This window comes from Pseudomonas sp. LB3P25 (assembly GCF_054897985.1).
Genome location: NZ_CM142711.1, coordinates 4,117,755 through 4,142,856, shown reverse-complemented (window position 1 = coordinate 4,142,856; position 25,102 = coordinate 4,117,755). Strand labels below are relative to the sequence as shown.

At 56.6% G+C, this 25,102-nt stretch carries 23 protein-coding genes and 2 pseudogenes; 13 read left to right on the top strand and 12 right to left on the bottom strand.

Annotated elements, in window-relative coordinates; translation table 11 throughout:
- Positions 1-11: 11 nt before the first annotated feature.
- From ACYZTW_RS18835 to gcl, 3 genes are read right to left on the bottom strand one after another with little or no spacing between them, the layout of a single operon-like run.
- A complete protein-coding gene (locus tag ACYZTW_RS18835) occupies positions 12-902 on the bottom strand; it encodes a 2-hydroxy-3-oxopropionate reductase (RefSeq protein WP_462001283.1) in 891 nt (296 codons plus the stop codon).
- A gap of 14 nt (positions 903-916) precedes the next feature.
- Complete coding sequence (gene hyi / locus ACYZTW_RS18830; protein ID WP_462001282.1) at positions 917-1,699, bottom strand: hydroxypyruvate isomerase; 783 nt, start codon at positions 1,697-1,699, stop codon at positions 917-919.
- A gap of 49 nt (positions 1,700-1,748) precedes the next feature.
- Positions 1,749-3,524 carry a glyoxylate carboligase gene (gene gcl / locus ACYZTW_RS18825; protein WP_462001281.1) on the bottom strand — a complete coding sequence of 592 codons (1,776 nt, stop codon included), beginning with the start codon at positions 3,522-3,524 and terminating at the stop codon, positions 1,749-1,751.
- Positions 3,525-3,635: 111 nt separating this feature from the next.
- Here gcl and ACYZTW_RS18820 point away from each other — a divergent pair, with 111 nt between their 5' ends.
- Entirely contained in the window at positions 3,636-4,553 is a 918-nt protein-coding gene (locus ACYZTW_RS18820) for a LysR family transcriptional regulator (protein WP_462001280.1), read from the top strand.
- 72 nt (positions 4,554-4,625) lie between these two features.
- Here ACYZTW_RS18820 and ACYZTW_RS18815 read toward each other — a convergent pair whose 3' ends face one another.
- Positions 4,626-5,360, bottom strand: coding sequence for a FadR/GntR family transcriptional regulator (locus ACYZTW_RS18815; protein WP_462001279.1), 735 nt, complete (start codon positions 5,358-5,360; stop codon positions 4,626-4,628).
- Positions 5,361-5,464: 104 nt separating this feature from the next.
- Entirely contained in the window at positions 5,465-7,201 is a 1,737-nt protein-coding gene (locus ACYZTW_RS18810) for an IlvD/Edd family dehydratase (RefSeq protein WP_462001278.1), read from the bottom strand.
- A gap of 190 nt (positions 7,202-7,391) precedes the next feature.
- Here ACYZTW_RS18810 and ACYZTW_RS18805 point away from each other — a divergent pair, with 190 nt between their 5' ends.
- The 6 genes and pseudogenes from ACYZTW_RS18805 (at position 7,392) to ACYZTW_RS18780 (ending at position 13,521) form a co-directional block, all read left to right on the top strand.
- The gene (locus ACYZTW_RS18805) at positions 7,392-8,714 is read left to right on the top strand and encodes an MFS transporter (RefSeq protein ID WP_462001277.1); all 1,323 of its coding nucleotides are present in this window, start codon (positions 7,392-7,394) and stop codon (positions 8,712-8,714) included.
- A 160-nt stretch (positions 8,715-8,874) separates the two neighbouring features.
- Positions 8,875-9,867 (top strand): AraD1 family protein, encoded by a 993-nt coding sequence (gene araD1 / locus ACYZTW_RS18800; RefSeq protein WP_462001276.1) that lies wholly within the window; start codon positions 8,875-8,877, stop codon positions 9,865-9,867.
- Positions 9,868-9,877: 10 nt separating this feature from the next.
- Complete coding sequence (locus ACYZTW_RS18795) at positions 9,878-11,458, top strand: aldehyde dehydrogenase (NADP(+)) (protein WP_462001275.1); 1,581 nt, start codon at positions 9,878-9,880, stop codon at positions 11,456-11,458.
- A 138-nt stretch (positions 11,459-11,596) separates the two neighbouring features.
- A pseudogene (locus ACYZTW_RS18790) lies at positions 11,597-11,932 on the top strand (ATP-binding cassette domain-containing protein); the annotation flags it as partial.
- Positions 11,928-12,128: pseudogene (locus tag ACYZTW_RS18785) on the top strand (hypothetical protein); the annotation flags it as partial. The pseudogenes ACYZTW_RS18790 and ACYZTW_RS18785, both read left to right, overlap by 5 nt.
- 394 nt (positions 12,129-12,522) lie before the next feature.
- Positions 12,523-13,521 carry a bile acid:sodium symporter family protein gene (locus ACYZTW_RS18780; protein WP_462001274.1) on the top strand — a complete coding sequence of 333 codons (999 nt, stop codon included), beginning with the start codon at positions 12,523-12,525 and terminating at the stop codon, positions 13,519-13,521.
- Between the two features lie 754 nt (positions 13,522-14,275).
- Here ACYZTW_RS18780 and ACYZTW_RS18775 read toward each other — a convergent pair.
- On the bottom strand, positions 14,276-15,388 hold the full coding sequence (locus ACYZTW_RS18775) for a CapA family protein (RefSeq protein ID WP_462001273.1): 1,113 nt from the start codon (positions 15,386-15,388) through the stop codon (positions 14,276-14,278).
- A gap of 84 nt (positions 15,389-15,472) precedes the next feature.
- A complete protein-coding gene (locus ACYZTW_RS18770; RefSeq protein ID WP_462001272.1) occupies positions 15,473-16,465 on the bottom strand; it encodes a ribose-phosphate diphosphokinase in 993 nt (330 codons plus the stop codon).
- Between the two features lie 113 nt (positions 16,466-16,578).
- Here ACYZTW_RS18770 and ACYZTW_RS18765 point away from each other — a divergent pair, with 113 nt between their 5' ends.
- On the top strand, positions 16,579-16,968 hold the full coding sequence (locus ACYZTW_RS18765) for an EAL domain-containing protein (protein ID WP_462001271.1): 390 nt from the start codon (positions 16,579-16,581) through the stop codon (positions 16,966-16,968).
- A 422-nt stretch (positions 16,969-17,390) separates the two neighbouring features.
- Here ACYZTW_RS18765 and ACYZTW_RS18760 read toward each other — a convergent pair whose 3' ends face one another.
- The gene (locus tag ACYZTW_RS18760; protein WP_462001270.1) at positions 17,391-18,518 is read right to left on the bottom strand and encodes an ATP-binding protein; all 1,128 of its coding nucleotides are present in this window, start codon (positions 18,516-18,518) and stop codon (positions 17,391-17,393) included.
- A 185-nt stretch (positions 18,519-18,703) separates the two neighbouring features.
- Here ACYZTW_RS18760 and ACYZTW_RS18755 point away from each other — a divergent pair, with 185 nt between their 5' ends.
- The 3 genes from ACYZTW_RS18755 to cydB all read left to right on the top strand — a co-directional run bounded on the left by ACYZTW_RS18755 (position 18,704) and on the right by cydB (position 21,799).
- The gene (locus ACYZTW_RS18755; RefSeq protein ID WP_462001269.1) at positions 18,704-19,063 is read left to right on the top strand and encodes a response regulator; all 360 of its coding nucleotides are present in this window, start codon (positions 18,704-18,706) and stop codon (positions 19,061-19,063) included.
- A gap of 345 nt (positions 19,064-19,408) precedes the next feature.
- Positions 19,409-20,785, top strand: coding sequence for a cytochrome ubiquinol oxidase subunit I (locus ACYZTW_RS18750; protein WP_462001268.1), 1,377 nt, complete (start codon positions 19,409-19,411; stop codon positions 20,783-20,785).
- Between the two features lie 12 nt (positions 20,786-20,797).
- Positions 20,798-21,799 (top strand): cytochrome d ubiquinol oxidase subunit II, encoded by a 1,002-nt coding sequence (gene cydB, locus ACYZTW_RS18745; RefSeq protein WP_462001267.1) that lies wholly within the window; start codon positions 20,798-20,800, stop codon positions 21,797-21,799.
- 10 nt (positions 21,800-21,809) lie between these two features.
- Here cydB and ACYZTW_RS18740 read toward each other — a convergent pair whose 3' ends face one another.
- The 4 genes from ACYZTW_RS18740 to ACYZTW_RS18725 form a co-directional block, all read right to left on the bottom strand.
- Positions 21,810-22,340, bottom strand: coding sequence for a cupin (locus ACYZTW_RS18740; protein WP_462001266.1), 531 nt, complete (start codon positions 22,338-22,340; stop codon positions 21,810-21,812).
- A gap of 37 nt (positions 22,341-22,377) precedes the next feature.
- Positions 22,378-22,638, bottom strand: a complete 261-nt coding sequence (locus ACYZTW_RS18735) for a hypothetical protein (RefSeq protein WP_462001265.1) — start codon at positions 22,636-22,638, stop codon at positions 22,378-22,380.
- Between the two features lie 199 nt (positions 22,639-22,837).
- A complete protein-coding gene (locus tag ACYZTW_RS18730; protein WP_462005772.1) occupies positions 22,838-23,026 on the bottom strand; it encodes a hypothetical protein in 189 nt (62 codons plus the stop codon).
- A gap of 17 nt (positions 23,027-23,043) precedes the next feature.
- The gene (locus ACYZTW_RS18725; RefSeq protein ID WP_462000937.1) at positions 23,044-23,601 is read right to left on the bottom strand and encodes an ATP-dependent Clp protease proteolytic subunit; all 558 of its coding nucleotides are present in this window, start codon (positions 23,599-23,601) and stop codon (positions 23,044-23,046) included.
- Positions 23,602-23,857: 256 nt separating this feature from the next.
- Here ACYZTW_RS18725 and ACYZTW_RS18720 point away from each other — a divergent pair, with 256 nt between their 5' ends.
- Both ACYZTW_RS18720 and ACYZTW_RS18715 read left to right on the top strand, forming a co-directional pair.
- The gene (locus ACYZTW_RS18720; protein ID WP_462000936.1) at positions 23,858-24,223 is read left to right on the top strand and encodes a KGG domain-containing protein; all 366 of its coding nucleotides are present in this window, start codon (positions 23,858-23,860) and stop codon (positions 24,221-24,223) included.
- A gap of 290 nt (positions 24,224-24,513) precedes the next feature.
- Positions 24,514-24,825, top strand: a complete 312-nt coding sequence (locus ACYZTW_RS18715; protein WP_462001264.1) for a hypothetical protein — start codon at positions 24,514-24,516, stop codon at positions 24,823-24,825.
- Positions 24,826-25,102: the final 277 nt, after the last annotated feature.

Here is a 25,102-nt window from a genome sequence, read left to right as displayed (position 1 = left end):
CGGAGCGGAGTTCACTGCTCACGAATTGAGAAGTTGGCCATGTGTTCGAGACCTTTGATTAGCGCCGAATGATCCCAGTTGCTGCCACCCAGCGCGGCACAGGTGCTGAACACTTGTTGTGCGTTGGCTGTGTTGGGCAGATTCAGGGCCAGCTCCCGAGCTCCCGAGAGAGCCAGATTGAGATCCTTCTGATGCAGGCTGACGCGGAAGCCTGGATCGAAGGTGCCTTTGATCATGCGCTCACCGTGCACCTCAAGAATTTTCGAGGAAGCAAAGCCACCCATCAATGCTTCACGTACTTTGGCCGGATCGGCGCCGTTTTTGGCGGCGAATAGCAGAGCTTCGGCTACGGCCTGGATGTTCAGCGCGACGATGATCTGATTGGCGACCTTGGCGGTCTGACCATCGCCATTGCCTCCAACATGAGTGATGTTCTTGCCCATGGCCTGGAACAGCGGTAAAGCGCGCTCAAAGGCGTGTTTTTCACCGCCGACCATGATACTCAGCGTGGCGGCTTTCGCACCGACCTCGCCCCCGGAAACCGGGGCATCCAGATAACTGGCCCCAGTAGCGTTGATCTTCTCGGCGAAGACTTTGGTGGCAGAAGGGGAGATCGAACTCATGTCGATAACGACCTTGCCCGCACCTACTCCTTCTACAACGCCTTTCTCGCGTAGCAGTGCATCTTCAACCTGGGGGGTATCCGGCACCATGATGATGACGAATTCGGCTTCTTGGGCGACTTCTTTTGGGGTGGCCAGGCCAATCCCGTTTTCACCCAGCAGGTCGGCGGGCATTTTATTGTGGTGTTCAGAGAAGAACAGTTTATGACCGGCTTTCTGCAGGTTCTGAGCCATAGGTTTGCCCATGATGCCGGTGCCAATAAATCCGATGTTGGCCATAGGTAAAATCTCCGTTAGATCACGTTATGGGTTTTCAGCCAGCCGAGGCCGGCAAGGGTGGAGGTAGCTGGCTTGTATTCACAACCGACCCAGCCCTGATAGCCAATTCGGTCAAGGAGTTGGAACAGGAAGTGATAGTTGATTTCACCGGTGCCAGGCTCATTGCGGCCCGGATTGTCTGCGAGCTGGATGTGGTTAATTTCATCCAGATAGGTGGACATAGTACGGGCCAGGTCACCTTCCATAATCTGCATGTGGTAGATGTCGTACTGCAGCAAAAGATTGGCACTACCGACCTTTTTCCTGATGTCGAGTCCCTGCTGTGTGTTGTTCAAATAGAAGTCTGGAATATCCAGCGTGTTAATGGCTTCCATCACAAGTTTGATGCCCGCGGTTTCCAGCTTGTCAGCGGCATATTTGAGGTTGGCCACGAAGGTCTTTTCGATTGTCTTGGCGTCCACACCATGAGGGCGGATACCGGCCAGGCAGTTGAGTTGCTTATTGCCCAGTACCTGCGCGTAGGCGATGGCCAAATCGACGCCAGCCCGGAACTCTTCAACGCGGTCGGGATGGCAGGCGATACCGCGCTCTCCCTTGGCCCAATTCCCCGCGGGCAAATTGAAAAGCACTTGGGTAAGGCCGTTGCTCTCGAGTCTCTCCTTGATTTCGGTGGAGCTGAAATCGTAAGGGAACAAGTACTCAACACCGGTGAAGCCAGCTTCAGCGGCGGCGGTGAAACGATCCAGAAAATCCACTTCCGTGAACATCATGGATAGGTTGGCTGCAAATCGGGGCATGGAATGCTCCTGTGTCGTTGTCTGGATGAAGTCAGAAAGGGGGGAAGCGTTAATTCAAAGGCAAAATGGACGTCGGTGCATCGGCACCGCTCAGCGCCAGATCCTCGAACTCGTTGATGGCGTTGATCTCGGTACCCATGGAGATGTTGGTCACGCGTTCAAGAATGATTTCCACAACCACGGGCACGCGATGCTGGTGCATGAGTTCCCTGGCGTGAGCAAATGCGGCCTGCAAGTCATTTGGATCACGCACGCGAATGGCCTTGCATCCCAGTCCCTCAACGACTGCCACATGATCGACGCCGTAGCCGTTCAGCTCTGGAGCGTTGATGTTGTCGAACGAAAGCTGCACACAGAAATCGATGTCAAAGTTGCGCTGTGCCTGGCGGATCAATCCCAGGTAGGAGTTGTTCACCAGGACATGAATGTAGGGCAGGTTGAACTGAGCGCCGACGGCCAATTCCTCGATCATGAACTGGAAATCATAGTCGCCAGACAGTGCTACAACTTGGCGTGTTGGATCGGCTTTGACCACACCTAACGCGGCAGGAATAGTCCAGCCCAGTGGGCCAGCCTGGCCACAGTTGATCCAGTGCCGCGGCTTGTAAACGTGCAGGAACTGCGCGCCCGCAATCTGCGACAAACCAATGGTGCTGACGTAGCAGGTGTCTTTACCGAAGAATTCATTCATTTCTTCGTAAACGCGCTGGGGCTTGATCGGCACGTTATCAAAATGAGTTTTGCGTTGAAGAGTGCGCTTGCGGTCACGGCAAGCATTTACCCACGCGTTGCGATCTTTCAGTTTGCCAGCGGCTTTCCATTCACGAGCCACAGTCAAGAACATGTCCAAGGCTGCGCCGGCATCTGAAACGATACCCAGGTCTGGGGTGAATACTCGGCCGATCTGAGTGGGTTCGATGTCGACGTGAATGAAGCGTCGACCTTCGGTGTACACATCGACTGAGCCAGTGTGGCGGTTGGCCCAGCGATTACCAATGCCGAACACCAAGTCAGACGCGAGTAAGGTGGCGTTGCCGTAGCGATGCGAGGTCTGCAAGCCGACCATGCCAACCATCAACTTGTGGTCGTCCGCAATTGTGCCCCAGCCCATCAGGGTTGGAACCACAGGTACACCGGTAAGCTCCGCGAACTCGACAAGCTTGGCGCTGGCATCAGCATTGATTACGCCACCACCAGAAACGATCAGCGGGCGCTCAGCATCGTTGAGCATTGCCAGTGCCTTTTCGGCCTGAACCCGAGTAGCGGAAGGGCGGGTCAATGGCAGTGGTTCATAAACATCAATATCAAACTCGATCTCTGCCATCTGTACATCGAATGGTAGATCGATCAGTACGGGACCTGGGCGACCGGAGCGCATCTCATAGAAGGCTTTCTGGAAGGCATAAGGTACCTGGCCAGGTTCCATCACGGTGGTTGCCCACTTGGTGACAGGTTTGACGATACTGGTGATATCGACTGCCTGGAAGTCTTCCTTGTGCATCCGGGCACGGGGCGCTTGACCAGTGATGCAGAGGATGGGAATGGAGTCGGCCGAGGCTGAGTACAAACCGGTGACCATGTCGGTACCCGCGGGGCCAGAGGTGCCGATGCAGACGCCGATATTGCCCGCCTTGGTGCGAGTGTAACCTTCAGCCATGTGGGAGGCTCCTTCCACATGACGTGCCAAAATGTGGTCAACACCGCCGATTTTTTTCAGTGCAGCGTACAGCGGGTTGATGGCTGCACCGGGAATGCCAAAAGCAGTGTCAACACCTTCGCGACGCATCACCAATACTGCAGCCTCGATTGCTCTCATTTTGGCCATTGTTGTCTCCTTCAGGCTGGTCGGTATTTTTATTGACGGATCTCAGCATGCAGGAGGTTATTATTGAGTTGAACAGTCATAAATCGGTTTCTGCCGATACATGAGGTATCGATGGGTCGTTATACCGAGCTACACAGTTTTGTTCAGGTAGCCCATAAGGGCAGCTTTGCCGCCGCTGCACTGAATGAGGGGGTGACGCCAGCCATCCTTGGTCGACGACTTGATGCGCTAGAAAAACGCTTGGGCGTCAAGTTGATGCATCGCTCCACGCGAGGCTTGAAGTTGACTGAGGCGGGAGAGCAGTTACTGGAAGGGGCCAAGCATCTGATGCGCGAATTCGACGAGGTCGAGTCAAGCATCAGCAACAGAAGCACCACCGTCAGCGGCCACTTGGTGGTGTCCGCTCCGGCTGCTTTTGGACGACAGCATATCGCCCCTCATGTCTATGCCTTCCAGCAGCGTTTTCCAGATCTCAAGTTATCCTTCAACTTTACGGACAGCGTGATTGACCTGGTCAGCGAGGGATACGATATGAGCATTCGTATCGGAGAAGTCACTGACCCCAACTACGTGGCGATCAAGCTGTTCCCCAATTGGAGGGTGGTTTGCGGGACGCCAGACTATTTCGCCAGGCATGGTGCACCGCAAACGCTGGAAGAGTTGGCACAGCACAATTGCTTGGCCTTCAACCTGCAGGGTGGCCAGCAACGGGGCTGGACGTTCTTGCGCGATGGCCGACTAGTAGCGATGAAAGTCAGCGGTAACGTTGCTTGCAATGACGGTGAATTGCTTTTCGCCTGGATATGTCAGGGGCTCGGTATCGGTTGGCGCTCAACATGGGAAATTCAAGGAGAGCTCAAGCGGGGTGAACTGGTAACGGTTCTGGATGAGTTTGCTTTGCCCAATTACGACATTCAGGCGGTGTACCCCCAGCAACGCTATTTACCAGCCAAAGTACGTTTTTTTATCGAGTATCTTAAAACTTTATATAATTCCGCCGATTACTGGGAGAAGCCGCACCCGCTTTGAGTGTTCTGCGTCTGATCCGACCCACATTCACCGTTGCTGGCCAATGTGTTGCTGGGTTAGGTGGACATGGAACTAGAGCGACAAGGCCGTTGCTTCGTCAGGAACCAACACCACTCTCAACGCACTTTGCGCATCATCGAGCTGCACCAACGTCGCATGTTGCGCACCCAACGCATCGCGGTTTTCGATAGCTGTCAGGATCGCCTTATGCCGTGGCAGCGCCAGCTCATGCAGATTCGGCCGCTGATTGGAATGCTTCAACGCTTCGGTAATCGCCACCGACAGCATGTTGCAAAGATTCGCCAGCAAGTCGTTATGGGTCGCGTGGGCAATCCGGCTGTGGAAATCCAGGTCCGGTTGCAACAACGCTTCGGGGGTCGGTGCGGCCTCCATGCGTTGGTAGGCTTCACCGATGGAGGCGATGTCATCGTCGGTGGCGAACTGCGCAGCCAGCGCAGCAGCAGCCGGTTCGATGATGCTGCGCACGCTGGTCAGCAGACTGAAAAACTCGTTCTGCGGGCTGCTTTGCATCAACCAGTGCAGCACGTCCGGGTCGAGCATGTGCCATTCCCGGCGCGGTTTGACCACGGTGCCAACCCGCGGACGGGAATACACCAGGCCCTTGGCAACCAGTACTCGAGTGGCTTCGCGCAGCACCGGCCGGCTGACCGCGTACTCCTCGCACAGCAGGGCTTCGGCGGGCAGTTTATCGTCCGGCTTGAAGCGCCCGGAAACGATCTGCATGCCCAGTTCCTGGACGATGCGCGAGTGCATGCTTTTGCGGTCAGAGGGTTTGCGGTAATCCATGGGGAGCTGCGCGATCCTGTGCGATGGGGGCCGCGTATGATAACAGGCGTGGCGCAAACAAATGTAGGAGCGAGCAAGCTCGCTCCTACAGAGGGCTCACTGGATTAGTGAGAGTGGCGGGGGACTTCGGCTCCGCGGCAACCCACCAGGAAGTCGAAGTCACAACCCTGATCCGCCTGCAGCACGTGGTCGATGTACAGCTGACGATAACCGCCCACAATCAGGTTTTGCGGCGGTTGCAGATCAGCCATGCGCGCCGCCAGTTCCGCGTCCGGAATGTCCAGATGCAGACGCCCGCTGGCGCAGTCGAGCTCGATCCAGTCACCTTCCTTCACCGTAGCCAAAGGCCCACCGGCTGCGGCTTCGGGGGCAACGTGTAGAACGACGGTGCCGTACGCCGTGCCGCTCATGCGCGCATCGGAAATACGCACCATGTCGGTCACGCCCTGGGCCAGCAGTTTGGCCGGCAAGCCCATGTTGCCGACTTCGGCCATGCCCGGATAACCCTTCGGCCCGCAGTTCTTCATCACCAGAATCGAGTTGGCATCCACATCCAGTTCCGGATCGTTGATCCGCGCCTTGTACATGTCGAAGTTCTCGAACACCACCGCACGCCCGCGGTGTTGCATCAGTTCGGCGCTGGCGGCTGAAGGCTTGAGCACCGCACCCAGCGGTGCGAGGTTGCCGCGCAACACACAGATGCCGCCGTCGGCGCGGATCGGGTTGTCGAGGGTGCGGATCACCTCGTCCTGGCCGTAGATCGGCGCGTCCTTGGTGTTCTCTCCGAGGGTCTTGCCGTTGACGGTCAAGGCGTTCGGATGAGGAATCAGGTTGGCCTCACCGAGGCGACGCAATACCGCTGGCAAGCCACCGGCGTAGTAGAACTCTTCCATCAGGAAGCGTCCGGACGGTTGCAGGTCGACGATGGTCGGCATGCCGCGACCGATGCGAGTCCAGTCGTCCAGTTCCAGGTCCACACCGATGCGGCCGGCGATGGCTTTCAAGTGGATCACGGCGTTGGTCGAACCGCCGATGGCCGCGTTGACGCGGATGGCGTTTTCGAAGGCTTCTTTGGTGAGGATTTTCGACAGCTTCAAATCTTCTCGAACCATCTCTACCGCGCGCATGCCGGACATGTGCGCCAACACATAACGCCGCGCATCCACCGCTGGAATCGCCGCGTTGTGGGGCAGGGAAGTACCGAGGGCTTCCGCCATGCAGGCCATGGTCGACGCGGTGCCCATGGTGTTACAGGTGCCGGCCGAACGGGACATGCCGCCCTCGGCCGCGAGGAAATCATCAAGGGTGATGGTGCCGGCCTTGACCTGCTCGCTGAGCTGCCAGACCACGGTGCCCGAGCCGATGTCCTGGCCCTTGTGCTTGCCGTTGAGCATTGGCCCGCCGGTGACGACGATCGCCGGTACGTCACAACTGGCGGCGCCCATCAACAATGCCGGGGTGGTTTTGTCACAACCGGTCAGCAGGACGACGCCATCAATCGGGTTACCGCGAATCGCTTCTTCGACGTCCATGCTCGTCAGGTTGCGGGTGAACATGGCGGTTGGACGCAGGTTGGATTCGCCGTTGGAGAACACCGGAAATTCCACCGGCCAGCCACCTGCCTCGATCACCCCACGTTTGACGTGCTCGGCAATCTGGCGGAAATGCGCGTTGCACGGGGTCAATTCCGACCAGGTGTTGCAAATGCCGATGATCGGTTTGCCGTGGAACTGGTGGTCGGCGATACCCTGATTCTTCATCCAGCTGCGGTACATGAAGCCGTTCTTGTCGGCGGTGCCAAACCATTGAGCGGAGCGCAGGGTGGGTTTCTTATCAGACATGATAGGCCTCTTATTGTATGACTATATTGTTCATAATGAGGCGTAACATAAACGCAAATTCGCCTGTTTGGAAGTATTGTTGATCAATTAGTATTACTATATAGTCGTTTTCGACGGAGGGATGACCCTGGCGATTTTTGTGCGAGAGGCGTCCCCCGAGGTTCTATAAAAACAATCGGAGACCGATCTCATGAGCCAGGAATTGCGGCTTATTCGTCGCATCACACTGAAACTGATTCCCTTCCTCATCCTGCTGTACCTGATCGCCTATGTGGATCGCTCCGCCGTGGGGTTCGCCAAGCTGCACATGGGCGCCGATATCGGCATCGGTGACGCGGCCTACGGTCTGGGTGCAGGGCTGTTTTTCATTGGCTACTTCCTGTTGGAAATCCCCAGCAACCTGATGCTCGATCGCTTCGGCGCGCGACGCTGGTTTGCGCGGATCATGATCACCTGGGGCGCCATCACCATCGGCATGGCCTTCGTCCAGGGGCCGCACAGCTTTTATCTGATGCGCTTTCTGCTCGGTGCGGCCGAGGCCGGGTTCTTTCCGGGCGTTCTCTACTACATCACCCAATGGTTTCCGATTCGCCATCGCGGCAAGATCCTCGGGCTGTTCATCCTGTCCCAACCTATCGCGATGATGATCACCGGCCCGGTGTCCGGCGGTTTGCTCGGCATGGACGGCACCCTCGGTCTGCACGGTTGGCAGTGGCTGTTCATTGTTATCGGCACCCCGGCGATCCTGCTGACCTGGCCGGTGCTGCGTTGGCTGCCGGATGGTCCGCAACAGGTGAAATGGATGGACCAGGCCGAGAAAGACTGGCTGACCGGTGAGCTGAAAAAGGATCTGGAGGCGTACGGCCAAACCCGACATGGCAACCCGTTGCACGCGCTCAAAGACAAACGCGTGTTGCTGCTGGCGCTGTTTTACCTGCCGGTGACCCTGAGCATTTATGGCCTGGGCCTGTGGCTGCCGACGCTGATCAAACAGTTTGGCGGCACTGATCTGGTGACCGGTTTTGTTTCTTCGGTGCCGTACATCTTCGGGATCATCGGTTTGCTGATCATTCCGCGCAGTTCCGACCGCTTGAATGATCGCTACGGCCACTTGGCGGTGCTTTACGTGCTGGGTGCCATCGGCCTGTTCCTCAGCGCCTGGCTGACGGTGCCGGTGCTGCAACTGGCGGCGCTGTGCCTGGTGGCCTTCTCCCTGTTTTCCTGCACCGCGGTGTTCTGGACTTTGCCGGGCCGCTTCTTTGCCGGTGCCAGCGCGGCGGCCGGGATCGCCTTGATCAACTCGGTGGGCAACCTCGGTGGCTACATTGGCCCGTTCGTGATCGGCGCGCTCAAGGAGTACACCGGCAGCCTGGCGTCGGGGCTGTACTTCCTCTCCGGCGTGATGCTGTTCGGCCTGGTGCTGACCGGCGTGGTCTATCGCCTGTTGGAGCGCAAGCATGTGTTGCCGGCCGATCAATTCGCTGCCAGTGCGCGTAGCGCGACCCGCACCTGACGCCCATTTTCTGATCCATGCCGACCCGATGGGAGCGGGCTTGCCCGCGATGGCGGCGGCACATTCACCATTGATGCATCAGACAGATTGCTACCGCGGGAAAGCCCGCTCCCACAGGGATCTGCGTTTGTTTTCGAATTTTGTACACGGGAGAAAATTCATGCGTTTGGTTCAGTTCGAATTGAGTAACGGCGAACGCCGCGTCGGCGTGGTCGAAGACGGTCTGGTGCGCGAAGTGCAGGACGCGCGCACCGTGCGTGACCTGGCACTGGCGGCGATCGAGGCGGGCGTTAACCTTGAGCAGCAGGTGCAAACCCTGGGACTGGGCATCAGTCACGATTACGCCGAGCTGCTGGCCAAGCTGCGCATCCTGCCGCCGCTGGATCACCCGGACCCGGCGCACATGCTGGTCAGCGGTACCGGCCTGACCCATCTGGGCAGCGCCTCGGCGCGGGACAAAATGCATCAACAGGCCGGCGATGAAGCCGCGATGACCGACTCCATGCGCATCTTCAAGTGGGGCGTGGAGGGTGGACAACCGGCAGCGGGGCAGGCTGGCGCGCAACCGGAATGGTTCTACAAGGGCGACGGCAGCATCGTCGTCCGACCGGGCCAACCCTTCCCGCTACCGCCATTCGCCGAAGATGCCGGTGAAGAGCCCGAGATAAGCGGTCTCTATGTCATCGGTCAGGACGGTAAACCGTATCGCCTCGGTTTCGCCGTGGGCAACGAGTTCTCCGATCATGTGATGGAGCGCAAAAACTACCTGTACCTGGCGCATTCGAAATTGCGCAGTTGCAGTTATGGCCCGGAACTTCGGGTCGGCGAATTGCCGCAGCACCTGGCCGGCAGCAGTCGCATTCTGCGCGATGGTGAAGTGCTGTGGCAGAACGAGTTTCTCAGTGGCGAGGCCAACATGTGCCACAGCCTGGAAAACCTCGAGTACCACCATTTCAAGTACAGCCAGTTCCTGCGTCCGGGCGACGTGCACATTCACTTCTTCGGCACCGCGACCCTGTCCTTTGCCGACGGCATTCGCACCCAACCGGGTGACGTGTTCGAGATCAGTCAGGCCGAGTTCGGTGCACCGTTGGTCAACGGGATTGCACCGGTTGAAGCGGCGTTCGAGCCCGGCACCGTCGGCACCCTTTAAGGAGACTCCCATGACCCTGATTCTTGGGCACAACTTCATCGGCGGTCAGCGCAGTGCGGCCGGCACTATCATCGTCAAAAGTGTTGATGCCAGCACGGGCGATCAGTTGCCTTACAGTTTCCACCAGGCCACTTTTGAAGAGGTCGACCGTGCCGCACTGGCGGCCGCTGGCGCCTATCCGGTCTACCGCAGCCTGAGTGCAGCCAAACGTGCCGAGTTCCTCGACGCCATCGCCGATGAACTGGACGCCCTCGGCGATGACTTTGTCGCGATGGTCTGCCGCGAAACTGCATTGCCCGCTGCTCGCATTCAAGGCGAACGCGGCCGCACCAGTGGCCAGATGCGTCTGTTCGCCAACGTGCTGCGTCGCGGTGATTTCTACGGTGCGCGGATTGATCAGGCATTGCCCGAGCGCAAACCGCTGCCGCGTCCGGATCTTCGCCAGTACCGCATCGGCCTCGGACCGGTTGCCGTGTTTGGCGCCAGTAACTTTCCCCTCGCATTTTCCACTGCCGGTGGCGACACCGTTTCGGCATTGGCGGCGGGTTGCCCGGTGGTGTTCAAGGCGCACAGCGGCCACATGGCCACCGCTGAACTGGTCGCGGATGCAATCATCCGCGCCGCCGAAAAAACCGGCATGCCCGCCGGTGTGTTCAACATGATCTACGGCGGCGGAGTGGGCGGAGCGCTGGTCAAGCACCCGGCGATTCAGGCGGTGGGTTTTACCGGTTCGCTCAAGGGTGGTCGCGCATTGTGCGACATGGCGGCAACACGTCCACAGCCAATCCCGGTGTTCGCCGAGATGTCGAGCATCAACCCGGTGATCGTGTTACCTCAGGCGCTGGACGAGCGGGCAGAAACCATCGCCCGGGACCTGACCGCTTCCGTGGTGCAGGGCTGCGGTCAGTTCTGCACTAACCCCGGTTTGGTCATCGGTATTCGTTCGCCGCAGTTCAGTGCATTCGTGCAACAGGTCGCGGGTCTCATCGGCGATCAGCCGGCGCAAACCATGCTCAATTCCGGGACCTTGAGCAGCTATGGCACGAGCTTGCACAAACTCCTCGCGCATCCTGGCGTCGAGCACCTGGCCGGCACTGCGCAACAAGGCAATCAAGCCCAGCCGCAATTGTTCAAGGCGGATGTCAGCCTGCTGATCAACGGCGATGAAGTGCTGCAAGAGGAAGTGTTCGGCCCGACCACGGTGGTCATCGAAGTGGCCGATCAGGCGCAACTCAGTGCGGCGTTGAACGGCCTGCACGGACAGCTGACGGCGACGATCATAGGCGAGCCGGCGGACTTTGAGCAGTTCAGCGAGCTGACGGCGCTGCTGGAACAAAAGGTTGGGCGGATCTTGCTCAATGGTTATCCGACCGGTGTTGAAGTCTGCGATTCGATGGTCCATGGCGGACCGTATCCGGCGACGTCGGATGCGCGCGGCACGTCGGTGGGCACCTTGGCCATTGACCGTTTCCTGCGTCCGGTGTGTTTCCAAAACTACCCCGACAGCCTGCTGCCGGAGCCGTTGAAGAACGCAAATCCACTGCGCATTCAACGCCTGGTGGATGGCCAGCCGTCCCGCGAAGTCCTGTAACTGATCATTCCCATGCTTTGCGTCATTGGCGTCTCGTAACAACTAAAGGGGGAACTGGCTCGCCTCGCTCCCCCTTGCTCTGCCTGCCTCCAACCAACACAAACAGGTCGTTGCCCAACCGCTCATAAAGGCAAAACGATGATCGAGTTGAACCAAGTCACCGCCTATCAACAACAGACCCAAGTGTTTGATCGGCTCTCACTGAAAATCGGTTACAACGAACGCGTCGCCATCCTCGGCCCCAATGGGGCAGGCAAAAGCACACTGTTGAAACTGATGACCCGGGAGATCCATCCCGTCGACAAGACAGGCAGCTATCTCAAGCTGTTTGGCGATGAAAGGGTCAACCTTTGGAACCTGCGCAGCAAGATCGGCTTTGTCTCGCAGGACCTGCAGGAAGATTACACCCCTTATACCTCGGCGCTGAATGTTGTCATCTCAGGTTTTTTTGGCGCTATAGGTGCACATGATCATCCAGCAACTCAACAAGCGCAGCCTTGACTACGGCAAGACGATCAAGAAGGTCGACCAGTCCTCCACAGAGATGCGCCAGACTGTCGTCGTGCTGCAGAGCAGTGCGGAAACCGTGAGGTTGAATGCCAACAAACTGCAAAAATTAGTGGGGCAGTTTGAGGTGAGTAGCAACAACGAACGAGGTGCGGCTGCGTGAATTGTATGGGGGAACTATCACGCTCAGCTGCGGCGGTTAGCCGTTTCGACAGTCCCTTTCGAACTGCTTGACTGCTTTCGGACTGTTGGATTCAACCGGTCGATTCAACACAATAAGTCCTGTGTAAACAGAGGGAGTTTTGCATCGACCGGCGGCAATCGGCTGACGCAGAGATTGGTAATGTGTCTGCAGGAGCAGGGTCGATTGAATGTTTGCCATACTCCCGCTGGTTCTTTATGCCGGGGTAGGTGCGCTCTGAAAGCCGGATCAATTCTGACCTCCTAATCCATCGGGATGTCCTTTAGGCGACATCTACTGGGCTATTAGCGTTAGTCGGTAATCCGCAGGCGCGTTAGAGTCGTGATCACGTTTCTTGCAAACTCGGATGATCCTGATGACACGCCCTCGTTTCTTACCCGATAACTTCACCCTGACCCTGATCGGCGTGGTCACTCTCGCAAGCTTGCTGCCCGCCAGTGGCCAGGTCGCGGTGGGCTTTGGCTGGTTGACCAACATCGCCATTGCGCTGCTGTTTTTCCTGCATGGGGCCAAACTGTCGCGCGAGTCGATCATCGCCGGGGCTGGCCACTGGCGTCTGCATTTACTGGTGTTCGGTTTAACCTTTGTGCTATTCCCGCTAATCGGTCTGGCGCTCAAACCGTTGCTGTCGCCATTGATCGGCGACGATCTGTACATGGGCATGCTTTACCTCTGCGCGTTGCCCGCAACGGTGCAGTCGGCGATAGCCTTTACCTCGCTGGCTCGCGGAAACATTCCTGCGGCGATTTGCAGTGCGGCAGCGTCCAGTCTGTTCGGGATTTTTCTGACGCCGTTGTTGGTGACGATGCTGTTTAATGTGCATGGCGAAGGCGGCTCGACCCTCGATGCGATTGTGAAGATCAGCTTGCAGCTGTTGCTGCCATTTATTGCGGGACAGATCACGCGGCGCTGGATCGGTGCCTGGGTAGGGCGCAACAAGAGTTGGCTGAAGTTCGTTGATCAGGGTTCGATTCTGTTGGTGGTGTACGGGGCGTTCAGCGAAGCGGTGAACGAAGGCATTTGGCACCAGATCCCACTCCGGGACCTGGCTGGGCTGGTGGTGGCCTGCTGTGTGGTGCTGGGGCTGGTGTTGGTGGCCGCCACCGTATTGGGCAAAGCATTTGGCTTCAATCAGGAAGATCGCATCACCATCCTCTTTTGCGGTTCGAAGAAAAGCCTGGCTACCGGTGTGCCGATGGCTCAGGTGTTGTTCGCTGGCAGCACCCTCGGTGTGCTGATCCTGCCGCTGATGCTGTTCCATCAGATACAGCTGATGGTCTGTGCGGTGCTCGCGCAGCGCTATGCCAATCGCCAGGAACCGGTGGCCGAATTGATGGGGCAAGTAGATCCTTGACCACCAAGGGTGGATGACTGGCCTGTTCTGATCAAGGTTACATCTCGACTCATACACAAAGCTGCGTTGCCGTTTTACGGAGCAACGCAAACTTTAAAACAGCGCATGAGTTTTCACCGCCTGGACCCCAAGCGGACTTATGCAATCACACGATTTAGGTTTAGTGAGTCAAAGTCGCGGTCACACGGCTGATGCGCTGCGGGTCATGTGGGTGGAATCGACCCGAACCGCGCGCTCCGCGATATATACATAACTACAAGGAGTTCAGCGCTATAAAAATTCGACATACGACGACAGAGTCCCTGCGACGGCCGATATTCATCGATCGTGAGTCGACTAGTAGGGGGTGGGACGTCTCTTCGGTGGCGACTCCTCTCCTGTTGATTCTGTCCAAATGACACCGCCAATTTGATGATCGTTCGTCCATTGGCTATGGGTGGAATCCAATAGCCTTGCATAGAATTACCCCCTTTTTTTGCTATTGAAACACCCAAAAAACAAGTCCAGAATTGAGTCTTTTCCTACTTCAGGAAGAAAAGAAACCCCTAGATTTCAATGGGTCGGACGCTAGATGCGAGTCTCGTTTCCCGCTCCAAGCATTAAAAAATGGACCTCTGAAAAGAGGTCCATTTTTTTCGTCCAAAGAAAAGTCTTTCTTTGGCTTTTCCCGCGACATCCTCTGAAAAAAACATGCCCCGCCTTGGATAGGGTGGGGGGGGTGTGGAGCGGTTACTTTAGTCGGGTCCAGACGCTCCTACCAACGCAACTCGAAGGCATTTTTCGCGCCCGGCTGGATGCTGCTGCCCAAGCGTGCGCACTCGCGAGAAAGGGTGTCGTGCAGCCATTGACGGTCTTCCCCTTCGGCGCGACAGATGCGAAAACGATAGAGGCGGGTGGGTATCAGGTCCAGCGATTGCAGGTGCCCGCCCGGGTCCAACGAGGCAAAGTATAGAAGCCCCAGGTCGCCGCGAAAGGCGGTGTGGCCCTCGATGCCTTCGTAATCGTTCAGCAGATCACCGCAGCCATAGAGAATCAGGCGTTCGCGGTACACCTCGATGCCCTTGATGTGATGCGAGGAATGCCCGTGCACCACGTCAACTCCGGCCTCGTCGATCAAGGCATGGGCGAACCGGACCTGCTCCCGCGGGATATCGAACCCCCAGTTGCCGCCCCAGTGAATGGAGGCGACCACCAGATCCCCCGGTTTTTTGCCCTCGAGAATCCGTTTGGCCACAGGGCGCAGGCTTTGCATCGACAGATCCTCCAGCCGCGCGACACCAGCGCGCCCGTCCGTGGCGGCCCAGTCCGGCGCAATGCCGCTATCGGGTGCGCCGAGGCCAAACACCAGCAAGCGCCGCCCGCCAGGCTGCGGCAGCACGGCGGGCGCTTCGGCAGATTGCCGGTTGTGCCCGGCGCCGGCGCTGCACATACCGTTGCTCGACAGGGTATCTAGCGTATCGGCCAGGCCGGCTGCCCCCCAGTCCAGCACATGATTGTTGGCCAGTACGCAGCAGTCGATGCCGGCTGCGCTGATGGCCGGGAAGTTCTCCGGGCTCATGCGGTAATTGATGCCCTTTTGCTCCGGTCGTCCGCGGCGGGACACAGCCGTTTCCAGATTGATGATGCGTGCGTGTGGCTGGCGAAGTTCGAACTCATCCAGCGCAGCGCCCCAGACATAGGTGAAATCGACTGGGCGGGGAATCGAGCCATTGAGTCTTTCTGCCAGCCCGACGTAATCGCCGGCATTCTTGACGTAAGCTTCGTAAAGCCGCGGATCGCCAGGATGAGGCAGTACTGAGTCGATGCCGCGGGCGGTCATGACGTCGCCGGCGAGAAACAGCTTCAGCGTATCGGTAACAGCTGCCATGGCACCCTCCCGGATATCCCGAATAACGTAAACCGGGGACAGGCCCCGATTAGCGCACCTGCGGCCCCATCACAACGACTGCGTTCAGAGGGGCTGGGTCAGTCCCTCTGAAACCCACGCTCCATTTTCAGCCAATAGCGTGGCAACCAGGGCCGTGCTGTCGAGGACGTGCAAGCGTTGCGTCACCTGGTCGGGTGGCAGGCGAAACGGTGGCACGCTGTCACAGATGACGATCCGTTCAAACAGCGTGTTGTCGAGCAGATCGCTGCCACCGGTGAACAAGCCATGGGTGGCTGCTGCGAGCAAGCGGACGGCGCCGGCCCTCTGGCAGGCGCGGCCAGCATGCATCAGCGTATTACCGGTGCTGATCAGGTCGTCAAAAATGATGGCGGTCTTGCCCAGGACTTCGCCCACCAGCAGTGTGCCAGTGAGCGTGGCTTGCTCTCGGTGCTTTTCCATCAGCGCACCGCCGACCGGGCGACCCAGTCGCCGCTCCAGGGCCTGGCGAAATTGTTCGGCGCGCTTGGCACCTCCAGTGTCGGGGGAAACTGCAACTACCTCGGTGTCATCGACCAGCCCGGCGAAATACTCGGCGAACAATTCCGTGCACTGCAAGTTCCATGTGGGAATGCGAAAGGCGTTGTCGAACGCCGACGGGTTGTGGACCTCAAGTGCAACCAGACGATCTACGCCACACGCTTCGAGCATGGCCGCCAGGTAACGAGTGATTGTTGGATCCTGATGCTGGGTGCGGCGATCCTTGCGTCCGTAGCAGAGGTAGGGAGTCACCACTTGGACCTGGTGAGCACCGGCATCCTTGAGTGCGCCACAGAAGAAGAGCAGGCGGCACAGTTTATCGTTCGCGCTCTGTCGGTCATCTCCATACAGAGCATGAAACACTACCACCTCGCGGCCATTGACCGACTCCAGCGGTCGGCATTTATGTTCGCCATCCTCATAGTCGCGTTCTTCGTGGAGCGCCAGTTGACAGCCGAGCCGTTGCGCCACGCGGGTAGCGTAGTGCTCACTGCCTTGCAGAGCGAACAGAAGAGGGCGCCCCGCATGTGTGGTCGGCATAGAAGTCTCCTGGCGGTGACTGATTGTTTAACCATAGCGCATTGAAGAGAACCTGAAGAATCAGCAGGACTCGCGCACCGTGACGGTCAGCCTGCGCGATGCCGGCCTGGGCAATGAACTCGACGTGGTGCGTGCCGATGCACGTTTGGCGTACCCTCCTGACGCAGCTGCATACGCTGGGCATCCATATTGCCATCGATGATTTCGGCGTCGGCTATACCAGCCTGGCTCAGTTGAAGGACCTGCCCATCAGCGAACTCAAGATCGACAAATCCTTTGTACTGGCCATGCGAAGCGATCCGGCCAACGAACTGATCGTACGGAGCGTCATTGACCTGGGACATAACCTTGGCATGAAGGTCATCGCCGAAGGCGTAGAAACAGCCGAGTTGCTTGATGCGCTGGGCGGTTACCGCTGCGACATGGCCCAGGGTTTTCACGTCTGCCGACCGGTAAGCGCCGAAGCGTTCATGCAGTGGTATGAAGAGCGAGAGCGCAAGTAGCTGAACAGCTCTCACAGACCCACCAGCACCGAGTGGCGCAAGCTCGCTCAACAAGCCGGTACGTTGTTGGCGAGGACAGCCGAATGCATGGGCAGACGAAGTAGGGGGCGAAATTCGCATCTTGCCAATCAAAGTGGGCTTTGGTGACAGTCCGCTTCTGGCCGAGGCTGTGTAAAAACGTTTTCAGCGCGATTGGAGCCCAATTTTGGACTGAAAATCGCGTTTCTACGTAAAATCCAGATCGGCTAAGCAGCCGATAATTTTCAGATTTCGCATAGACGCGCAAACTTCAATTGTGACGAAGCGTTTTTACACACTCTAGCCCGCTAGCTGCCTGTCGCAACGGGCAAAAAACAGACCCATAGCAGATATTCACCGTAGGGGTCTAAGGGCTCTGCGTTACTTATACATTTGAAACTCGGTTATTGGCTAACGGGTATAGCCATACTGAAAATCGTGCCCTTCTCAAGCGTCGACTCCACCTCTATCTTTCCACCATGGCCCTCTACAATTTGAGAGGCGATGAATAATCCCAGCCCCAGCCCGGAAGATGCACCTGGTTCTTCCTCCGAGTACCTAGAATAACGTCCTTCCGGATCGAAGAGAGAGGGTAATGCGCTGGGAGGAATTGGCTCTCCATAATTTTGCACGCAAAAGCGGGCGCTGGTGCCATCCCCGCTCAAAGTGACGTTGACAGGATGCTGTGAATTGCCGTGTCGCACGGCGTTGCCAATGAGGTTAGAGAAAACTTGCGCCATGCGTGATGGGTCGTAATGACCCGTTACGGTGCCCGTGTTGTTAAACACGATATGTGCTTTGGGATGGGCGACTGTGAGCTCATCCACAACTGATTTGCAAACAGAAGTGAGGTCAGTGTTTTCCGGTCGTACTGGGATACCAGTGCCTAGGTTACAGCGCGCCAGGTCGAGCAGGTCGTTCACCATCTGGTTAGCGTTTTGAGCACTTACGGAAATTTGTGAAATTATTTTTTTCCCTCGACTGCCCAGTTCTTCTGTCTGCCTCAGCAGATCGGCGCCCAGCGTCACGGCACCCAATGGTGTGCGAAGGTCGTGGCCTAACACTCCCAAGACTGTTTTTCGGGTGGTCTCCACCGCCTTTCCATAAGTCGCAATCGACTCGATGAGCGCTTGATCAATCGCCTCGTTGAATCGGATCATGTCCACAACTTGATGGTCTTCCCCGGCGTACCCGTCTGCCAGCCACAGTCTGAGTACGCTCGACCTGAGGGCGCGATATTCGGAGACCATCTGATCTAAAGTGAAACCCGCCATCAGGCGTGTAAGTGCGTGGCTTTGAGCCGCCGATTCGTCCTCGCCCACAGGCCCGAGCCCTTTGGACTTCTCAATCTGCTGCTGCGCGCTTTGAGAGGTACGCATATCAAGCGCGACACTCTTCAAAATGTACTCGGCATGGTCTCTCAGACCACGGGAATCCATAGTCGGCATCGGGGTATCAACAGACCTGGCGAATTCCTCCCACGCTTGCAGAATAGGCTCAAGGTTTTTAAGGATGAAATCTGAAAGTCGCATGGCAATCCTTTCTAGGCTCCTGTCTCCTATGACGGTACCAGCCATCCAAAATTAGTCGACAGATTCAGACTAGCGGGATGAGGTAAATCGGCTACCGATCCCGCTCCGAACTCCGCTCGTCAGCTGCTCGAAACGCTAACCACCTGCAGCAACACTAAGTGACAAGCTTTCGGGATTTATCAATCATGTGTCCAACAGTGCTGGTCGTAGAAGATGATGAAATACTGCGTTCCCTTACGGTTGAGGCGATTTCGCTGCAGGGTGTATCTGTGCTTGATTGTGGCTCTGCAGATGACGCTCTCCGTTTGCTGGAAGGTTCGTGTTCAATAGCCCTGGTAATGACCGACATTTGCATGCCGGGCAATATGGATGGGCTGGAATTGGCGAAGGTCATCTGGTCTCGTTGGCCTTGCTTGCCTGTCATCGTCACGTCTGGCAATAAATCGGTTCCTGACGGGCTGTTGCCTTCTAACGCAATGTTCCTGCGTAAGCCATGCACACTCGATGTATTGCATCAAGCGGTTAGTAGGTATCTACCGGTTTAGTGCCAGCACCCTACCTGCTCTATATTTCTACCAAACAACTCACATCACCTTATGCAGAGTGACTGGTCGTTGAGTGGATTAAGCCGAATGACCTCTTTTGGCTGTGCCTGTCCGCCAGCAAGGGCAATTTTTATTCGGAGCTATTAGCTCGAGATCCGCTATACAAAAAGAAGTTTTCGTTCGAACTTTTGAATTTCGGAATCATTGGCACTGCCGCGAGTCAACCGACAATAATGCATCGGACAGGTGCCATGCCTATTCCCGCCACCACCTTCAGCTATCCGCGTAATCATTTCCCGCGAACAGTTTATTTCAGCATGGGTTGGCTAACGGTGAGTGGACGACATGGACGCCGTTGATTCGGCGCTAATGGCGGCGCGTGCCCAGTTTGCGATCACCATCAGCTTTCATATCGTGCTGGCAGCACTCACCATCGGTCTGGCCAACTTTTTGATGGTGCTCGAAGCTCTATGGCTATGGCGTGGGCGAAGTGTCTACCTGGACGTTTATCGTTACTGGTTAAAGGTATTTGCCCTCAATGTGGCGGTGGGCACTGCCTCGGGACTGATTCTGGAGTATCAGTTCGGACTCAATTGGTCGCGGCTTTCGACTCAAGCGGGAGACATCCTCGGCCCCTTGATGTTCTACGAAGTGCTTGCCGCCTTTTTTCTAGAGGCCGGTTTTCTTGGCATCATGCTCTTCGGATTGAAGAAGGTCGGCCCTCGGATTCATTTCTTCGCCACTTGCGCGGTGGCGCTCGGATCGCTGATCAGTGCGTTCTGGATCCTGTCAGCCAACTCCTGGATGCATACACCCGCTGGGTACTCCATTGCCACAGATGGGCGTTTCATGGCCGAGGACTGGTGGGCAATCATCTTCAATCCATCGTTCCCTTATCGACTGGTGCACATGACGTTGGCGGCACTGCTCGGCAGCGGCACGCTGGTAGCCGGTATCAGCGCTTGGCAGCTGTTACGTGAACCTGAAAATCCGCGAGCTCGGCTTGCATACTCCATGGCGCTTTGGGCGATTGTGTTGCTCACACCTGTACAAATCCTCGTGGGAGATCTTCATGGTGAGCACAGCCTTAAAGTTCAGCCGCAGAAGGTGGCCGCCATCGAAGGCTCCTGGACTCGCCCGGCTGAAGGTGCGGGCGAACCTTTACGCTTGTTTGCCATTCCTGACATGACCGAGCGGCGCAACCATTGGGAAGTGGCTATTCCGCGCATAGCGTCGCTGTACTTGCGGCATGACCTGAGTGGCACTATCGCCGGACTGGACGAATTTCCGCCTGAGGACATTCCGCCGGTGCCTGCGGTGTTCTTTGCATTTCGCGTCATGGTCGGTCTGGGCCTGTTGATGCTGGGGCAGGGGGTTACCAGTTTGGTATTGCGCTGGCGAGGACGTTTATACGCCGCGCGCTGGATGCTTCGAGTGTGTGTGCTGATGGCCCCGACCGGATTTATTGCAATGCTGAGTGGCTGGGTGGTGACCGAGGTTGGCCGCCAACCCTACACCGTCTATGGATTGCTGCGCACGGCTGACAGTCTTTCTTCGGTGTCTCGGGAGCAGGTAGTAGGAGCAACGTGGATAATCCTGTCGTTTTACCTGCTGATATTCGGCGTTGGCCTATGGGTGCTTCTGCGACTCCTACATGAGCCACCGCACGAAGACGAGCCCGGGCCACAGCCAACCTTGGCGGACGAGACAGGTGAATCCTGAGGGCATGAATCCATGTTGGACAATGACTGGATAACACTCCTTTCCGCGACGGCCTTGGCGTTCTCAGTGATGAACTATGTGTTACTGGACGGCACGGATCTTGGCGTTGGCGTACTGATGGGCCTTACCCGTAGTAGAAAGCATCGTCGCGCCATGGCAGTGACCATTTTGCCGATTTGGGATGCCAATGAAACGTGGCTCGTACTAGGTGGCGGCGGCCTCTTGGCACTGTTTCCGCTGGCCTACGCCATCCTGCTGCCCGCGCTATATTTGCCTTTCATTCTGATGTTTTTGGCGTTGATTCTTCGAGCGGTAGCGCTGGAATTTCGTGATTACTCGCCCAGTGACGGATTCAAGCGCATGGTCGACGGCTTGCTGCTCGTCGGTTCACTGCTCGCCGGCGGATCTCAGGGAGTGGTGTTGGGCACGCTGGTACAAGGCGTACCTAATGACGGCGGGCAGTACAATGGTAACGGCTGGGAGTGGCTGAGTATGTTCCCGCTGTACTGTGGCGCGGTGCTCGTCGCGGGCTACACGTGGCTGGGCGCCTGCTGGCTTTATTGGCGTACTCAAGACGATCTCCAATGTAGATCAAGCCGTCAGGCGAGGATGCTGGCAATCGTAACCGTGGTGCTCTTGGCCATGTTGGTTGCCTGGACAGCGACACTCGATACTCGATATGCGCATCGGCTTTCAGATCCTCTTGTCGGGCTGCCGGCCGCAATATTGCTCACTGCACTGCTGATCGGCTTCGCCTTGGGCTTTCGAAGCCGCCGGCACTATCTGCCGCTATTCGCCGCACTGGGGATCTTCATCTTGGCGTTCGCCTTGATGATCGCAGCGCTCTTTCCGTTGATTGTCCCGCCGCAACTGACGTTGCAAGCCGCCGCTTCCAGTCCGACCAGTCAGATGTTCATGTTGGTCGGTTTCGCCGTGCTGATACCTGTGACGCTCATCTACAACACCTACGGCTTTAGCGTCTTTAGCGGGAAGGTTCGTGCTGCTCGTGATTGACGGCAGCCTTTCAACGCCGGCCAACCCAATACTGGTGTACGGCGCCCTGCAAGCCTTGCACCGGGTCTTGGTCGGGAAACGGCAGCGTGTCGATGCTTGCCAGTTGGGCTGTGGTTGGCGCCTCGCGGCAGATATCTGCACGCTGACCCGGTGGATAAGCACCGACAACCAGAAAGTCTTCGCTGGAGTCTAAATTGCAGTGGCCGGTACCAGCGGGCAGTAGCAATACGTCGCCTGAACTGACCTCCAATACATGTCCATCTGGGCCGCCCAGCATCAAGCGGGCCTTGCCGCTGGCGATGCCAAGCACTTCATGACCTTCGGTATGGTAGTGGTGATAGCTGTAAACCCCGTATCGCCATTGTGGCGGCCAGCCATTGGCGCTGAAGATTTTCTCGAACAGTGCTGCTGGCTCGCTGTCCTGGACGGCAATTGCTTTGGGATAAATGAGTACCGGCAAGCGAGGGTTATTGGGAACCCATTTGTTGCGTCCAAACATCAGGATTTGAACGGTAGCTGTCACAGCTTGCGACTTGCTCATTAAAGGATCTCCGAAATTTAGCTACGCCAACGGACGTTCATACATCGATTTGGAATTCCAGATCACCGTTGTCTAACTTGCGCGTCTGAGCCACCGTGCCTGTCAGATGTTCTTTGGGGGAAAGGATTATGGTTAAGGAATGTGCCTTGTGTAGGTCATCTGGTACTGGAGAAAGCACCTGCACCTGAAAAGCGCCGGGGGTGATAGGCGTAATGACAAGGTCGCAATCAACGCTTTTCGCTATAGGGCCGAAAAGAGTGTCGTGGAAGTAGTTCAAGCGTGCGGCAGTGGTAGCCATGGCAATCTCCTTGAAACGTACAAGGGATGAGAGGGCTTAAGCTTTAGCCCCATCTATGCGCTAGACGGAGCGTGTGACGGTTGAGTTCAACGCCAAGGCTCAACGGTGTATTTCGATGCCCATTGCTTGGCGTGCATTTTTCTAGGCTATTTCACTGCTTTAGCCGTAAGCCTCGCCGAGTAGCGACCCTATGGATAAATCACTCAGGTGCCATGAGCACGGCGAGACTCATGTTGATGAACTCCTCATTCTTGCTGATCGTGTCCAAAGCACCACGGACGTTTTCGGCAACGTCCGCAGATCCGCGCTGCTCAACCCAAAGCGTCAATTCCATGATGGCAGCAACGATTGCTCTCTCGTGATTAGTCTTTGATATACACGGATATATCGCGGAGCGGGCTCGGCTCATCCACCGCTGACTTTCCAATGTTTGACATCATCAGCGAACATCATTTGCTTCATCTCATGAGCAATCCCGTATGCCAGAGACTCGTGGGCAGCGATGACTTTTTCTTCTGCTGAAAGGCAATGAAAAATATCGAGCTTGGTTTCTGCGTCAGCAGTTTCGAGTGTGAAAATTTGCACGTAACGCGCGAGGTCGTTGTCGAGGCTCGACAGGTATTCACGCAGGCGCTGATGGTCGACTGATTTTTGGCTGAAGTACCAATTCATCGGGTGAATCAGGAAGCGTGAGTGGGGCGAGGTGATACGGCGGGCTGCCGCCAAAAACATAATGATGCCCATTGATTCGATGTTGCCCGCGTTGATCGCGCATAGCGGTACCGGCAATGACTTCAGGAACGTGTAGAGGGTGAAGCCAAAGTTAGTGCTACCCCCGCTTGTAGAAAGATTGAGGAGCAAGGAGGTGGCGCCTTGATCGATGGCTTCGAGGCAACAGTCCCGGAAGCGCTCAGTCGTTCCCTGATCGATCTGGCAATGAAAATGCACGATGTGTTCAGTCATCGATTGACCTCCTGAGTGTGATGCATGGAGGGCTTCTACGAGTTACTAAGTCTAGTAAATATCGAACATTTCGTATGAAAAGCGTGCCATCGATGGATGGAGACACACCGTCAGTCGAATGCGCGCATTTTCAATGGAACCAAATACCCCAATCCACTCGTCGCGAACCTGATATTTCCGTTCAAACTTTCTGTTTTGTGCGTGCTCCGAATTAGACGAGCCCATGCTCGTGCTAACGATGTAGAGGTGAACAAAAATGGCCAATACAGGAAACAAAAATCCAGGCAATTTTTCTAATGACCGGGACAAGGCTTCTGAAGCCGGCAAGAAAGGTGGTCAAGCTTCCGGCGGACAACAATCCCGCGATAGCGATCGCCTGTCCGGAGGCGGGCAGGGTACGAATCGCGGAGGCGAATTTGCCGACGATAAAGAAAACATGTCCAAACCAGGCCAAAAAGGCGGCCAGGCTTCAGGCGGACAACAATCCAACAAGGCTGATCAATCCACCCCCGGTGGAAAAGGAAGCGGACGCGATAGCAACCTTGCCGATGACCGCGATAAATCATCTGAAATGGGACGCAAGGACGATGGGATGAGCGGAGGTGGAGGACGCAAACCCTGATGCCGTCTGACCCTATCAAGCCCCGAGTCTTTCGGGGCTTGATTTCGATATTGTCGGCCAATACTAAGATCCGAGTCTCGGCTCACAACTCAGCAACGAATATGTTTGGGGGGGAGCAATATCAGAGGCGAGTGCCCATCGCCAGAATTTTAAGAATCGCTTCTACCGCTTTCGAAGGGATTGGCCCCAAGACGATCGAAATTTAAACGCAAGAGGCGGCATAAGTGATCCTATGAACAGGCATCTGCCTTGTTCACGAAACAACCTCTTAAGATGTCGAGGTTATCCCAATGCACCTGATCGAGATTTTTTTGCCGTTCAACACGAACGATGGCACGCCTCAGCCCGTCGAGCTTTTTCGCCATGTACGGGAGCAGTTGGCCGAACAGTTCGGAGGAGTGACGGTTTTCACCCGCAATCCGGCGAAAGGAATATCGCTGCTGGAAGACAACGAAAAATCAGAGGACGACATCATCGTTTATGAGCTCATGGTTGAAGCTGTTGATCGGCTTTGGTGGCAAAGCTACAAGCGCGATCTTGAAGAGCGTTTTCACCAGGAAGAAATTCTGATCCGCGCCACTGCCGTGAATCTCATCCGCTAGCCATATCGATCGGGTCACGAATGAGGTGTAGATGTCGAACCAAAAAGCCCGCGTGCGCGAGCTTTTTGGCTTCAAGAGAACAGCTTTCCGTGTCTAACGTCGATCAATTTGATGAAGGGTCTTCATGCACCGCTTTTAATTTACCAAGTATGTAGCATGGGTGAAGTTGGCCATTTGAATGTGTGGTCACCACGACGGTGATGAGCTTCCAACCCTCATGAAGCTTTAGGTTCACGTCATTGGCGGATAGAGCTTCCATGACCTGGTACGTCTCTGA